At 65.7% G+C, this 13,370-nt stretch carries 12 protein-coding genes; 4 read left to right on the top strand and 8 right to left on the bottom strand.

Annotated features, from left to right (window positions below; all coding sequences use genetic code 11):
* Positions 1-59: 59 nt before the first annotated feature.
* Positions 60-560 carry a universal stress protein gene (locus LPB260_RS01030; RefSeq protein WP_208706804.1) on the top strand — a complete coding sequence of 167 codons (501 nt, stop codon included), beginning with the start codon at positions 60-62 and terminating at the stop codon, positions 558-560.
* Positions 561-678: 118 nt separating this feature from the next.
* Positions 679-1,653 (top strand): HTH-type transcriptional regulator CysB, encoded by a 975-nt coding sequence (cysB, locus tag LPB260_RS01035; RefSeq protein WP_208706805.1) that lies wholly within the window; start codon positions 679-681, stop codon positions 1,651-1,653.
* 137 nt (positions 1,654-1,790) lie between these two features.
* On the opposite strand, the gene LPB260_RS01040 is transcribed toward cysB, so the two are convergent.
* Both LPB260_RS01040 and LPB260_RS01045 read right to left on the bottom strand, forming a co-directional pair.
* Positions 1,791-3,380 carry an ABC-F family ATPase gene (locus LPB260_RS01040; protein ID WP_208706806.1) on the bottom strand — a complete coding sequence of 530 codons (1,590 nt, stop codon included), beginning with the start codon at positions 3,378-3,380 and terminating at the stop codon, positions 1,791-1,793.
* A gap of 119 nt (positions 3,381-3,499) precedes the next feature.
* Positions 3,500-3,778, bottom strand: coding sequence for a peptidylprolyl isomerase (locus LPB260_RS01045; protein ID WP_208706807.1), 279 nt, complete (start codon positions 3,776-3,778; stop codon positions 3,500-3,502).
* A gap of 164 nt (positions 3,779-3,942) precedes the next feature.
* On the opposite strand from LPB260_RS01045, the gene LPB260_RS01050 reads away from it, so the two are divergent.
* The gene (locus LPB260_RS01050; RefSeq protein WP_371926098.1) at positions 3,943-5,142 is read left to right on the top strand and encodes a PilT/PilU family type 4a pilus ATPase; all 1,200 of its coding nucleotides are present in this window, start codon (positions 3,943-3,945) and stop codon (positions 5,140-5,142) included.
* Between the two features lie 128 nt (positions 5,143-5,270).
* On the top strand, positions 5,271-5,873 hold the full coding sequence (locus LPB260_RS01055; protein WP_208706809.1) for a DJ-1/PfpI family protein: 603 nt from the start codon (positions 5,271-5,273) through the stop codon (positions 5,871-5,873).
* Positions 5,874-5,962: 89 nt separating this feature from the next.
* On the opposite strand, the gene LPB260_RS01060 is transcribed toward LPB260_RS01055, so the two are convergent.
* From LPB260_RS01060 to LPB260_RS01085, 6 genes are all read right to left on the bottom strand, one after another.
* Positions 5,963-6,265 (bottom strand): chorismate mutase, encoded by a 303-nt coding sequence (locus tag LPB260_RS01060; protein WP_208706810.1) that lies wholly within the window; start codon positions 6,263-6,265, stop codon positions 5,963-5,965.
* 77 nt (positions 6,266-6,342) lie between these two features.
* A complete protein-coding gene (locus LPB260_RS01065; RefSeq protein ID WP_208706811.1) occupies positions 6,343-7,194 on the bottom strand; it encodes a GNAT family N-acetyltransferase in 852 nt (283 codons plus the stop codon).
* A 164-nt stretch (positions 7,195-7,358) separates the two neighbouring features.
* Positions 7,359-9,314: an acetoacetate--CoA ligase gene (locus tag LPB260_RS01070; RefSeq protein WP_208706812.1), complete on the bottom strand. Its 1,956-nt coding sequence runs from the start codon at positions 9,312-9,314 to the stop codon at positions 7,359-7,361.
* 222 nt (positions 9,315-9,536) lie between these two features.
* Positions 9,537-10,439 (bottom strand): hydroxymethylglutaryl-CoA lyase, encoded by a 903-nt coding sequence (locus LPB260_RS01075; protein ID WP_208706813.1) that lies wholly within the window; start codon positions 10,437-10,439, stop codon positions 9,537-9,539.
* 139 nt (positions 10,440-10,578) lie between these two features.
* Entirely contained in the window at positions 10,579-12,537 is a 1,959-nt protein-coding gene (locus LPB260_RS01080; protein ID WP_208706814.1) for an acetyl/propionyl/methylcrotonyl-CoA carboxylase subunit alpha, read from the bottom strand.
* Positions 12,534-13,334 (bottom strand): gamma-carboxygeranoyl-CoA hydratase, encoded by an 801-nt coding sequence (locus LPB260_RS01085; RefSeq protein ID WP_208706815.1) that lies wholly within the window; start codon positions 13,332-13,334, stop codon positions 12,534-12,536. The genes LPB260_RS01080 and LPB260_RS01085 overlap by 4 nt, the downstream gene beginning before the upstream one ends.
* Positions 13,335-13,370 lie beyond the last annotated feature (36 nt).

The following is a 13,370-nucleotide window of genomic DNA, read 5'->3' on the forward strand; positions in this document are numbered from 1 at the left end:
TGCGGAGCGCGCTGCTAAGCTCAGAAAAGGCCCGCCGCGCCGGCAGTCGAGGAGGCCGCATGATTCGCTCGATTCTTTATGCCACCGATCTTGGTCTTTACGCCCCATATGTCCTCCAGCACGCACTGGCGCTGACGCGTGCCTTCAACGCCGGTCTTTATGTGGTGCATGCGGTAGAGCCGTTGGGGCTATTTGCCGAGTCGGTGCTGCAGACCTATCTGGATGAGGATCGGCTCAAGGAGTTGCGCAGCAAGGGTCTGGACACGGTAATGGCGAGTATCGAGCAGCGTGTGCTGGAAGGATTTCGCGACGAACTCGGCGAGGCCCAGCATGAGCTTGACGTTATTCGCGCCGTGCGGGTGGTGCAGGGCGACCCACCGTTGGTCATTCTCGAGGAGGCGCAGAGGCTCGGCGTCGACCTGCTGGTGGTCGGCAGTCACAGCCATGGCACCGAGTTGGAAATACCGCTGGGGCGCACGGCTGCGCGCCTGCTGCAGTTGTCGGAAGTGCCGGTGTATCTGGTGCCGATGCTGCAGCACCGCGGACGGGGCGAAGCATGAAACGAAGAATCGGCAGCAGTTAAAAATAAACAGTCTAGATTTAACGTCTAAGCCACTAATATGGTTATATAAAGTTGCCGGCAAGTGCACGGCTGCCTACCTGCTCTGAGGGTTTTCTATGAAGCTTCAGCAATTGCGCTACATCTGGGAAGTCGCGCATCACGACCTCAACGTTTCGGCCACAGCGCAGAGCCTCTATACCTCCCAGCCGGGGATCAGCAAGCAGATCCGTCTGCTCGAAGACGAACTCGGCGTGGAAGTGTTCGCCCGCAGCGGCAAGCACCTGACCCGCGTCACCCCGGCCGGCGAGCGGATCATCACCACCGCCGGTGAAATTCTGCGCAAGGTCGAGAGCATCAAGCAGATCGCCCAGGAGTTCTCCAACGAGAAGAAGGGCACGCTGTCCATCGCCACCACCCACACGCAGGCACGCTACGCCTTGCCCACGGTGATCAGCAGTTTCATCAAGCAGTATCCCGACGTCGCCTTGCACATGCACCAGGGCACACCGATGCAGATTGCCGAGATGGCGGCCGATGGCACCGTGGACTTCGCCATCGCCACCGAGGGCCTGGAGCTGTTCAACGACCTGGTGATGATGCCTTGCTACCGCTGGAATCGCTGTGTGGTGGTGCCCCAGGGGCATCCGCTGGCCAAGCTGCCGAAGCTGACCCTGGAGGCCCTGGCCGAGCATTCGATCGTCACCTACGTGTTCGGCTTCACCGGCCGCTCCAAGCTGGACGAGGCGTTCAGCCACCGCGGTCTGACGCCGAAGGTGGTGTTCACCGCGGCCGATGCCGACGTGATCAAGACCTACGTGCGCCTCGGCCTGGGCGTGGGCATCCTGGCCAAGATGGCGGTGGACCCCAAACTCGACCCGGACCTGGTGGTGCTCGATGCCAGCGACCTGTTCGAGGCCAGCGTGACCAAGATCGGCTTCCGCCGCGGCACCTTCCTGCGTGGGTTCATGTGCGACTTCATCGAGACATTCGCCCCGCACCTGACGCGCGACGTGCTGGCCAAGGCCGTGCACTGTCATAACAAGTCCGAGCTGGAGGAACTGTTCCACGATGTCGAACTGCCGACCTACTAATCAAGGCGAATGACTGGTCGGCCGCGTGCCTGAGTTCATTCAGCTGGATTCATCGGCGACATAACAAATGCCCGTATCTTGCGATACGGGCATTTTCTTGAGCGGGGGGCTTGCCCCCAGGGGGGCACCAGCCGCGATCAGACCAGCACGCCCTGGCTGCGCAGGTAGTCGTCGTAGGTGCCGCTGAAGTCGACCACACCGCTGTCGCTCAGTTCGATGATGCGGGTGGCCAGGGAGGAAACGAACTCGCGGTCGTGGCTGACGAAGATCAGCGTGCCGGGATAGTTCTCCAGGGCCAGGTTGAGCGCCTCGATGGACTCCATGTCGAGGTGGTTGGTCGGTTCGTCCATCACCAGCACGTTGGGCTTCTGCAGGATCAGCTTGCCGAACAGCATGCGGCCCTGCTCGCCACCGGAAATCACCTTCACCGACTTGAGAATCTCATCGTTGGAGAACAGCATGCGGCCAAGGGTACCGCGCACCAGCTGCTCGCCGCCCTGGGTCCACTGACCCATCCAGTCGAACAGGTTGCAGTCGTCGGCGAATTCATGGGCATGGTCCTGGGCGTAGTAGCCCAGCTCGGCGCTGTCGGTCCATTTCACGGTGCCGGCATCCGGGGTCAGCTCGCCGACCAGGGTGCGCAGCAGGGTGGTCTTGCCGATACCGTTGGGGCCGATGATGGCCACGCGCTCGCCGGCCTCGACCTGGAAGCTGAAGCCCTTGAACAGCGGCTTGCCGTCGAAGCCCTTGGCCATGTTTTCCACGGTCACGGCCTGGCGGTGCAGCTTCTTGGTCTGCTCGAAGCGGATGAACGGGCTGACCCGGCTGGACGGTTTGACTTCGGCCAGCTGAATCTTGTCGATCTGCTTGGCCCGCGAGGTGGCCTGCTTGGCCTTGGAGGCGTTGGCCGAGAAGCGGCTGACGAAGGTCTGCAGCTCGGCGATCTGTGCCTTCTTCTTGGCGTTATCGGCCAGCAGCTGCTCGCGCGACTGGGTCGCCGCGGTCATGTACTCGTCATAGTTGCCCGGGAACAGGCGCAGTTCGCCGTAGTCCAGGTCGGCCATGTGGGTGCACACGCTGTTGAGGAAGTGACGATCGTGGGAAATGATGATCATGGTGCTGTTGCGCGCGGTCAGCACGTTTTCCAGCCAGCGGATGGTGTTGATGTCCAGGTGGTTGGTCGGCTCGTCGAGCAGCAGCACGTCCGGGTCGGAAAACAGCGCCTGGGCCAGCAGCACGCGCAGCTTCCAGCCGGGCGCTACCTCGCTCATCGGGCCGAAGTGCTGGTGCAGCGGGATACCCAGGCCGAGTAGCAACTCGCCGGCGCGGGATTCGGCCGTGTAGCCGTCCAGCTCGGCGAATTCGGTTTCCAGCTCGGCCACCGCCATGCCTTCTTCTTCCGTCATTTCCGCCAGCGAGTAGATGCGGTCGCGCTCGGCCTTGATGCGCCACAGCTCGTGGTGGCCCATGATCACCGTGTCGATCACGTTGAACTCTTCGTAGGCGAACTGATCCTGGCGCAGCTTGCCGAGGCGCACATTGGGCTCGAGCATCACCTGGCCGGCCGACGGCTCGAGGTCGCCGCCGAGGATCTTCATGAAGGTCGACTTACCGCAGCCATTGGCGCCGATCAGGCCGTAGCGGTTGCCGTTGCCGAACTTGACGGAAACGTTCTCGAACAGCGGCTTGGCGCCGAACTGCATGGTGATATTGGCGGTAGAAATCACGAATCTTGATCCAGAAAGCGGGCGCACGTGCGCGAAAGGGGCGCGATTGTAGCGGTTTAGCCCGCACAAGGGCAGGGCCAGGGATGGGCGGCGCGGTGTTCGCGGCGACGGCGGTACGCTCAGTCGCGGAAGAACACCTGCACCAGGTGATAGCCGAACTGGCTTTTCACCGGCCCATGGACCTCGCGCAATGGCTTCTTGAAGATGACCTGATCGATCACCCGCACCATCTGCCCCGGGCGTACTTCGCCAAGGTCGCCGCCACGCTTGCCGGACGGGCAGGTGGAGTGCTTGCGCGCCAGCACATCGAAAGCCTCGCCGGCGGCAATGCGCTTCTTCAGGGAGGCCGCCTCCGCTTCGGTCTTGACCAGGATGTGGCGGGCCATTGCCTTTGCCATGACGGGTTCCTCATTTTGGCTGGCCGTGTATTGTGCCAGTAATTGCCGCGCCAGCAGAATGACGTCAGCTTCAAGACTTCTGTTTCGCCGGGAGTGATGGCCGAATTTGGCCTAACGTATTAATTCCATCCAACGGAAGCCCCGCCCCCATGGATCTTCACTCGATGCTCAAAGTCCTGGCCAGCCAGGATGGTTCCGACCTCTATCTGTCGACCGGCGCGCCGCCCTGCGCCAAGTTCAACGGCGTGCTCAAGGCCCTCAGCCAGGAGCCGCTGAAGGCCGGGGAGGTGGCGCAGATCGCCCAGTCGATCATGGATGTGGCGCAGCGCGAAGACTTCGAGCGCGAGCTGGAGATGAACCTGGCCATCTCCCTGGGCGGCATCGGTCGCTTCCGGATCAACATCTTCAAGCAGCGTAACGAGGTGTCCATCGTCGCCCGTAACATCAAGATGGAGATCCCCAAGTTCGAGGACCTGAAGCTGCCCGAGGTGCTGCTCAAGACGGTGATGGAGAAGCGAGGCCTGGTGCTGTTCGTCGGCGGCACCGGCTCGGGCAAGTCGACCTCCCTGGCGGCGCTCATCGACTACCGCAACCGCAACAGCGGCGGCCACATCATCACCATCGAGGACCCGGTGGAATACGTGCACCGGCACAAGAAGTCGATCATCAACCAGCGTGAAGTCGGCGTGGACACCCGCAGCTTCCACGCGGCCCTGAAGAACACCCTGCGCCAGGCGCCGGACGTGATCCTGATCGGCGAGATCCGCGATCGCGAGACCATGGAGCACGCCCTGGCCTTTGCCGATACCGGCCACCTGGCGATCTCCACCCTGCACGCCAACAACGCCAACCAGGCGCTGGATCGGATCATCAACTTCTTCCCCGAGGAGCGCCGCCCGCAGTTGCTCAATGATCTGGGCAACAACCTCAAGGCCTTCGTTTCCCAGCGCCTGGTGAAGACCAGCGACGGCAAGCGCCGCGCGGCCGTGGAAGTGCTGCTGGGCACGCCGACCGTGCGCGACCTGATCAAGCGTAACGAGCTTTCCGAGATCAAGGAGATCATGGAAAAGTCGAAGAACCTCGGCATGCAGACCTTCGATCAGGCGCTGATCGACTTGGTCCATGAGGGTGCCATCGACGAGGATGAGGCGGTGAAGAACGCCGACTCGGCGAACAACGTGCGCCTCAAACTGAAGCTCTACCGTGACAGTCCTGAGGCAGCGGCCCCGGCGCCCGCCGTTGCCGAAGCAGCGGCCGCCGCGGAGACCAAGGCGGCAGAGGCGGGCGACTGGGCGCTCGAGTTGAAGCTGGAAGAGATCGAAGAGGAACAGCCGTCAGAAGACCCGGGGCGCTCGGGCATCTAGTACCACGCCGCTGCCCGGGACCCTGCTGTGCGGGGAAAATTCAGCGCAACTGTAGGTAACGCCGGGCGCCGCGACGGCTTATGTTGCATTTCCGCGCCGATGGCGCTGTGCCGAACGGGAGCGATGATATGCAGATTGCCGTACTTACATTCGAGGGCTTCAACGAACTGGACTCCTTTATCGCTGCGGGTCTGCTCAATCGCTTGAGTGCGCGCGGCTGGCAGGCGCAGATCACCTGTCCAGGCGAGCAGGCCACCTCGATGAACGGGGTGCAGGTGCGGGCCCAGCAGGCCCTGGAGTTCGCCAACCAGGCGGATGTCGTGCTGTTTGGCAGCGGCATCCAGACCCGGGCGATTGCCGAGGACCGGACGATTCTCGAGCGCTTGCAACTCGACCCCAGCCGCCAGTTGATCGGTGCGCAGTGCTCGGGCGCCTTGCTGATGGCCAAGCTGGGGCTGCTGGATAACCTGCCGGCCTGCACCGACCTGACCAGCAAACCCTGGGTGGTGGAGGCGGGCGTACAGGTGCTGGATCAACCCTTCTTTGCCCAGGGGCATCTGGCGACCGCTGGCGGCTGCCTGTCGGCGCCCTATCTGGCCGCCTGGGTCATTGCCAAGCTGGCCGGCGAAGAAGCTTGTGCCGAGGCGCTGCATTACGTAGCGCCAGTCGGCGAGAAACAGCGCTTCGTCGAGCGGGCGCTGGCGGTGGTGCGTCCGTATCTGCAGGGGTAGCTGACGGTGCTGCTGCGAACTGGATTCGCGGCAACCCTTGTGAGTGAAGTCCTGCTCCGTCGTTTGTTGCCGGGCACGACCGGGTTGGCTCAGGGACGCTGAGCGGTCAGCGCCGAATGCTCGGAGAGTTCAAGCTGGATAAAGGCGTTGATCATCGCCCGGTATACCGCTTCACTGACGTCCGGGTTGGCGCCCAGTTCCTCGGCCAGCCTGCGTACGCCAGCGATGACCTGTTCGACCCGCTGCCCATCACGGACCTCTTCGGTATTGCGCTTGAAGCCCGCGGCATGGCTGACGAATCTGCCGCGCTCGGCCAGCAGGGTGACCAGTTGGCGGTCGATTCGGTCGATATTGGCCCGCACTTGGGCGAGCGATTGGCATTGAGCGTCCATGTTCCGGTGTTCTCCTGATGGTGATTCGCCTGGCGATCCGGCCCACGGCACGCAAGACGGATCGGCCGCCGCCCAGCCTAGCCGAGCTCAAAGGTGGTAACGCCGAACAAGCGCTCCAATGGCAAGGCGGGGGCCTGGCCTCGATACATGCGCGCGGTCTCGAATACGACGCTCATGGCGTGGCGCTGCGCCATGTCGAGGGCGGGGCGATTGACCGCCGGAACATCCAGGAAGATGGGTTCACCCGCTGGGGCCGCGCCCTTGAGCGCGACGAACAGGCACTCGGCCAGGGCCGGGCTATCGGCGAACAGCGGGCCTACCTTGTAGCCCTCGCGGCAGGGGCGCAGCACGCCGTAGCCGGCCAGTCTGTCGTCCTGGCGAATAGCCAATGCCTGGTGCTCGGGTTGACTGATCCAGCAGCGAAGAAAGGCCGCGCGCCCCTCGGGAAAGTAGGGCTGATCATAGGCGAGCAACTCGTCGAAGGGCAGGGCGGCCAAGAGCACGGTCGGCGCTGCTGGCTGCCGGTCACCAGCAGCGTGGCCGCGGAAGCGGATATTGCGATGGGCCAGGGTGAATCCCGACTTGGCATAGTTGCCCTGCTGCGCAACGACGCCGTCCAGGCCGATGGTGCGCCCCGCGAGATAGGCCAGGCCGGCATTCCAGATCTGCATTCCGTAGCCGCGGCCGCGGTATTCGGGCTTGACGATGTAGAAGCCGAGGAAACCGAAGCGTTCGCCGTATTTCACCACCGAAAGCACCGAGATCGGTTGATCATCGAGCAAGCCGATCAGGAAACCGCCCGGGTCGGCGGCGTGGAAGCAATCTGCATCGTGGCGGCCGGGGTTCCAGCCTTCCGCCGCGGCCCAGGCGACGGCGATGTCCAGTTCCGCTCGGCGCATGGTCCTGATGAGGTAGCGAGGCTTCTGCATGCGTCTGGCCCAGCAATCAGCGGCAAAGCTGCCTGTAGCTCGACGCTAGGCGATCTTTGCAACGCTGTCTATTGCTGGGCCTGGGCAGCGGACTGGCGGCATGACCTCGGCGTCGACGACAACAAGCACGGGCGAGCCGGGCTCCCTGTCGCAGGCCGGGTCGCTCAGCCGCGCAGTTCGGGCAGGTCCCGGTACAGTTCCAGCGCCTGCGGGTTGGCCAGGGCATCGGTGTTCTTCACCGGCTTGCCGTGCACCACGTTGCGCACCGCCAGTTCGACGATCTTGCCGCTGATGGTGCGCGGTATGTCGGCCACGGCGATGATCTTGGCCGGCACATGACGTGGCGTGGTGTTGGCGCGGATCACCTGGCGGATGCGTGCCTGCAGCTCGTCGCTCAGCGACACGCCTTCACGCAGGCGCACGAACAGCACCACGCGCACGTCGTCGTCCCATTCCTGGCCGATGGCGATGGATTCCAGCACCTCTTCGACCTTCTCCACCTGGCGGTAGATCTCGGCCGTGCCGATGCGCACGCCGCCCGGATTGAGCACCGCGTCGGAGCGGCCGTGGATCACCAGGCCACCGTGCTCGGTCTCCTCTGCGTAGTCGCCGTGGGCCCAGATGCCGGGGAAGGTCTCGAAGTAGGCGGCGCGGAACTTGGCGCCGTCTGCGTCGTTCCAGAAGCCCACCGGCATGGAGGTGAAGTGCCGGGCGCAGACCAGCTCGCCCTTTTCACCGAGGATCGGCTGGCCGGCGTCGTTCCACACCTGCACATCCATGCCCAGGCCCTTGCACTGCAACTCGCCGCGCCACACCGGCAATACCGGGTTGCCGAGGGCGAAGCAGGAGACGATGTCGGTGCCGCCGGAGATCGATGACAGGCACAGGTCCTGTTTGATCTCGCGGTAGACGTACTCGAAGCTCTCGTGGGACAGCGGCGAGCCGGTCGAGAGGATGGCCTTGAGGCGGCGCAGCCGGTGGCTGCTGCCCGGCCGGGCGCCGGCCTTCTCCAGGGCCGCGAGGTACTTGGCGCTGGTGCCGAAGATGCTGATGTCCTCCGCGTCGATCAGGTCGATCAGGCGTTCGGCGCCCGGGTGGAAGGGCGAGCCGTCGAACAGCACCAGGGTGGCGCCCAGGGCCAGGCCGGAAACCAGCCAGTTCCACATCATCCAGCCGCAGGTGGTGTAGTAGAACAGGCAGTCATCGTCGTGCAGGTCGGTGTGCAGCCCCAGCTCCTTGACGTGCTGCAGCAGCACGCCGCCGGTGCCGTGGACGATGCACTTGGGCACGCCGGTGGTGCCGCTGGAGTAGAGGATGTACAGCGGATGATCGAAGGGCACCGGGGTGAAGCGCGGCTCGCCGCCGGCCTGGTAGAAGTCGTCCCACAGGGCCACCTTGGCGCCGGTGGTGAAGTCCTCGACCTTGGCCTGCTGCCGCGAGTAGGGCACGACGATCAGCTGCTGCAGCGACGGCAGGCGCTCGAGTATCTCGTTGAGCTTGCCGGTCAGGTCGAGGTTCTTGCCGGCGTAACGGTAGCCGGCGGCGGCGATCAGCACCTTGGGCTCGATCTGGCCGAAGCGGTCGATCACCCCCTGGGTGCCAAAGTCCGGCGAACAGCTCGACCAGGTAGCGCCCAGGCTGGTGGCGGCGAGCATGCCGACCACCGTCTGCCAGGTGTTGGGCATAAAGGCCGCGACCCGGTCGCCGACGCCAACCCCGGCGGCCTCGAGGCTTCGCTGCAGGCCGGCGACATGGGCGGCCAACTCAAGGTAGCTCAGTTGCTCGCGGGAGCCGTCCTCGCCGATGGCGACCAGCGCCGGCTGGGCATCGCGGCGACGCAGCAGGTGCTCGGCGAAGTTCAGCGTGGCTCCGGGAAACCAGTGGGCGCTGGGCATGGCCGGGCCTTCCTGCAGCACGGCGTGGGGCTGCTGGCTGAAGCGAATCTCGAAGAAGTCGACGATGGCCTGCCAGAAGGCTTCGCGCTGCTCGACGCTCCAGGCATGCAGCGCCGGGTAGTCGGCGAGCTCGAGGCCGTGGCGCTGGTTGACGAAGCGGCGGAAGGCGTCCATCCGGGTGGCGGCAATGCGCTCGGCCGAAGGGGCCCACAGGGGTTGTTGCATGACGACTCCTCATCTTCATTCGTGTTGTGCCAGGCCATCGAACCTGACCGATGGCACGCTAGCCTAGCGCTCGCCGCGGGCCTTGAACGGCAGCGACCCTTTTTGCGAGGCTGCCGACCTGGGCCCCGCTGTAGAGCCTTTGCACCGGGCGGATTGCCTCTGCGCCGTGTCAGGCGCTGGCGCTTTACAGTCCGTAAAGCATGGCTGACACCTCTGGCCTGATCAGGCGCCGCCCAGGCGTGCCCTGGCCACCCGTGAACCGTTTTCCCTTCCGAGTACCGTGCAGATGCGCTGGCCGGCGGCGATCAGCCTGTCCAGATCGACGTCGGTGGCGATGCCCAGGCCGTCGAGCAGGTAGAGCACATCCTCGCTGGCGACATTGCCGCTGGCGCCCTTGGCGTAGGGGCAACCGCCGAGACCCGCGACCGAGCTGTCGAACACGCTGACGCCCTCCAGCAGGCTGGCATAGATGTTCGCCAGGGCCTGGCCGTAGGTGTCGTGGAAGTGACCGGCCAGGCGGTCACGGGGAATATCCCGGCCAACCACCTCGATCAGGCGGCGGGTATCGCCGGCGGTACCGGTGCCGATGGTGTCGCCCAAGGACACCTCGTAGCAGCCCATGGCAAACAGATCACTGGCCACGCGGGCGACCTGCTCGGGGGCGATGAAACCGTCATAGGGGCAGCCGAGCACGCAGGAGACATAGCCACGCACGCGGACGCCGTGCTGCTGGGCCGCCTCCAGCAGCGGCAGGAAGCGCTGCAGACTCTCGCCGATCGAGCAGTTGATGTTCTTCTGCGAGAAGGACTCGCTCGCCGCGGCGAACACCGCCACCTCCTTGACCCCGGCCTCCAGGGCCGCTTCGAAGCCCTTCATGTTGGGCGTCAGCGCGGCATAGGTGACACCCGGGCGCTGCTGGATGCCGGCGAACACCTCTCGGCTTCCGGCCATCTGCGGCACCCACTTGGGCGAGACGAAGCTTCCGACCTCGATATAACCCAGGCCGGCGGCGGACAGGTCGTCGACCAGGCGCACCTTGTCGGCGATGCTGATCGGCTGCTTCTCGTTCTGCAGACCGTCGCGGGGGCCGACTTCGACCAGGCGGACGTGGGTAGGCAGACTCATCGGGATTCCTCCGTGGGGTGCGCTACGCGCACCGCTTCTTTCCTCATGGTGCGCATGGCGCACCCTACAGGCTCAAGGGAGCCCCCGTAGGGTGCGCTACGCGCACCGCTTTCTTTCCTCATGGTGCGCATGGCGCACCCTACGGGCTCTGTTCTTCCAACTCCACCAGCAGGGTGCCTTCGGCTACCATCTGGCCTTCGCCGCAATACAACGCCTTGACCGTACCGGCGTGGGGCGCGCGGATGCTGTGCTCCATCTTCATGGCCTCCAGTACCACCAGGGCCGCACCGGCCTCGACGACCTGGCCGGCCTCGACCAGCACCCGCACGATGCTGCCGTTCATCGGTGCGGTCAGGCCACCATGCTGGCTGTGGCTGGCTTCGACTTCGGCGATCGGATCGACGCGGCTGACGGTGCGCAGCTCGCCATGAAATTCCAGGTACAGGGTGTCGCCACGACGAATTGCCAGGTGACTGCGGCGCTGGCCATCCCGTTCGACCACCAGCTGCTCGCCGCGCAGTTGCGCCGCAGACGGCGCGCTGTGGCGCAGGCGCACCACCTGGCGTTCGCCGCCGCAGGCCAGGTGCAGGTCGGTTTCCGCCGGCAGGCCGGCGCGCCAGCCACTGGTGGCGCTCCAGGGCGAGTGATAGTCCTCGTGCTTGCGCCGCACCGGCTCGCTTTGGCTGAAGGCTTCGGCCGCCAGTTGCCAGAATTCGGCGGGCAGGGCGCCGGCCTCGGGTAGCAGCTGCTGCTGGTGGCGGGGGATAAAGCCGGTATCCAGCTCGGCGTCGGCGAAGGCCGGATGGGCCAACACGCGGCGCAGGAAGGCCAGGTTGGTCCTGACCCCGCCGACGGCGGTCTCGTCGAGCATCGCCAGCAGGCGCAGGCGCGCCTCCTCGCGGTTGTCGCCCCAGGCGATCAGCTTGCCGAGCATGGGGTCGTAGAAGGGCGACACCTCATCGCCTTCGGCCACGCCGCTGTCGACCCTGCGGCCCTCGCCGGCACTGGCTTCACGGTACAGCGCCAGGGTGCCGGTGGAGGGCAGGAAGTCGTGGTCCGGGTCCTCGGCGTACAGGCGCACCTCGATGGCGTGACCGATCAGCGGCACCTGCTCCTGGCTCAGCGGCAGCGCTTCGCCGCGGGCCACGCGGATCTGCCAGGCGACCAGATCGAGGCCGGTGATGGCCTCGGTCACCGGGTGCTCCACTTGGAGTCTTGTATTCATCTCCATGAAGAAGAAATCGCCGCGCTCGTCCAGCAGGAACTCCACGGTGCCGGCGCCGACATAGCCGATGGCCTGGGCGGCCTTGACCGCCGCCTCGCCCATTGCGCGGCGCAGCTCGGGTGACAGCCCCGGGGCCGGGGCCTCCTCGACCACCTTCTGGTGGCGGCGCTGGATCGAGCAGTCGCGCTCGTTGAGGTACAGGCAGTGGCCGTGCCGGTCGGCGAACACCTGGATCTCCACGTGGCGCGGCTTGAGCACGTACTTCTCCACCAGCATGCGCGCGTCGCCGAACGACGATTGTGCCTCGCGCTGGGCGCTGGCCAGGGCCTCGGCCAAATCGGCCTCGCGCTCGACCACCTTCATGCCCTTGCCGCCACCGCCGGCGGCGGCCTTGAGCAGCACCGGATAGCCGATCACCTCGGCGGCGGCGCGGAAGGTCTCCAGGTCCTGGGCCTCGCCGTGGTAGCCGGGCACCAGCGGCACGCCGGCGGCCTCCATCAGGGCCTTGGCGGCGGACTTGCTGCCCATGGCGTCGATGGCGGAGGCGGGCGGGCCGAGGAAGAGCAGGCCGGCCTGCTCGATGGCGCGGGCGAAGCCGGCGTTCTCCGAGAGGAAGCCGTAGCCCGGGTGGATGGCCTGGGCGCCGCTGGCCTTGGCCGCCGCTATCAGGGCGTCGATGCGCAGGTAGCTGTCGGCGGGCTTGGCGCCGCCCAGGTCGATGGCGATGTCCGCCTCGCGCACGTGGCGGGCTTCACGGTCGATGGCGCTGTGCACCGCCACGGTCTTGATGCCCATGGCTTTGGCGGTGCGCATCACCCGGCAGGCGATCTCGCCGCGGTTGGCCACCAGCAGGGTGTCGATATGGCTGCTCATGCTTGTTGCTCCTGCCAGCTGGGTTGGCGTTTGTCGAGGAAGGCACGCAGCCCCTCCTGGCCCTCGGCGCTGACGCGGATGCGGGCGATGGCGTTCTCGGTGTAGCGGCGCAGTGCCGGGGTCAGCGTGCCGCTGCCCACTTCGCGCAGCAGGCCCTTGGTCGCCTGCATGGCCTGGGGGCTGTTCTGCAGCAGGTTGCCGACCCAGTCGGCGCAGGCCTGCTCCAGTTCCCCGGCCGCATAGCACTCGGCCAGCAGCCCCAGCTCGCGGGCCCGCTCGCCGCCGAAACGCTCGGCGGTCAGGGCGTAGCGCCGCGCGGCGCGTTCGCCGATGGCCTGTACCACGAAGGGGCTGATCACCGCCGGGGCCAGGCCGATGCGCACCTCGGACAGGCTGAACAGCGCGTCCGTGGCGCCGATGGCCATGTCGCAGCAACTCACCAGGCCGACGGCACCGCCGAAGGCCGCGCCCTGGACCACCGCCAGGGTGGGGATGGGTAGCTTGTGCAGGTTGTACATCAGCTCGGCCAGTTCGCGGGCATCATTGAGGTTGGCGTTATAGTCGAGCGCTGCCGACTCCTGCATCCAGGCCAGGTCGGCACCAGCGGAGAAGTGCTTGCCGCGGCCGCGCAGCAGCAGAAAGCGCAGGCTCTTGTCGGCCTGCACCGCATCCAGGGCGAGGATCAGTTCGCGGATCATCTGCGCGTTGAAGGCGTTGTTCTTCTCCGGGCGGTTGAGCCACAGGGTGGCGACGCCGCGCGGGTCTGTTTCCAGTTGTACGGTAGTGAAATCGGTCATGGTCGGCTCGGTAGGGTGCGCCATGCGCACCGATAC

It is taken from the genome of Pseudomonas sp. LPB0260 (genome assembly GCF_013388395.1).

What these genes read in the sequence shown, in the direction of transcription:
- LPB260_RS01030 (WP_208706804.1), top strand. Translation starts at nt 60, where the DNA reads ATGATTCGCTCGATTCTTTATGCCACCGATCTTGGTCTTTACGCCCCA.
- cysB (WP_208706805.1), top strand. Translation starts at nt 679, where the DNA reads ATGAAGCTTCAGCAATTGCGCTACATCTGGGAAGTCGCGCATCACGAC.
- LPB260_RS01045 (WP_208706807.1), bottom strand. Translation starts at nt 3,778, where the DNA reads ATGGCAAAGGCAATGGCCCGCCACATCCTGGTCAAGACCGAAGCGGAG.
- LPB260_RS01050 (WP_371926098.1), top strand. Translation starts at nt 3,943, where the DNA reads ATGCTCAAAGTCCTGGCCAGCCAGGATGGTTCCGACCTCTATCTGTCG.
- LPB260_RS01055 (WP_208706809.1), top strand. Translation starts at nt 5,271, where the DNA reads ATGCAGATTGCCGTACTTACATTCGAGGGCTTCAACGAACTGGACTCC.
- LPB260_RS01060 (WP_208706810.1), bottom strand. Translation starts at nt 6,265, where the DNA reads ATGGACGCTCAATGCCAATCGCTCGCCCAAGTGCGGGCCAATATCGAC.
- LPB260_RS01065 (WP_208706811.1), bottom strand. Translation starts at nt 7,194, where the DNA reads ATGCAGAAGCCTCGCTACCTCATCAGGACCATGCGCCGAGCGGAACTG.
- LPB260_RS01070 (WP_208706812.1), bottom strand. Translation starts at nt 9,314, where the DNA reads ATGCAACAACCCCTGTGGGCCCCTTCGGCCGAGCGCATTGCCGCCACC.
- LPB260_RS01075 (WP_208706813.1), bottom strand. Translation starts at nt 10,439, where the DNA reads ATGAGTCTGCCTACCCACGTCCGCCTGGTCGAAGTCGGCCCCCGCGAC.
- LPB260_RS01080 (WP_208706814.1), bottom strand. Translation starts at nt 12,537, where the DNA reads ATGAGCAGCCATATCGACACCCTGCTGGTGGCCAACCGCGGCGAGATC.
- LPB260_RS01085 (WP_208706815.1), bottom strand. Translation starts at nt 13,334, where the DNA reads ATGACCGATTTCACTACCGTACAACTGGAAACAGACCCGCGCGGCGTC.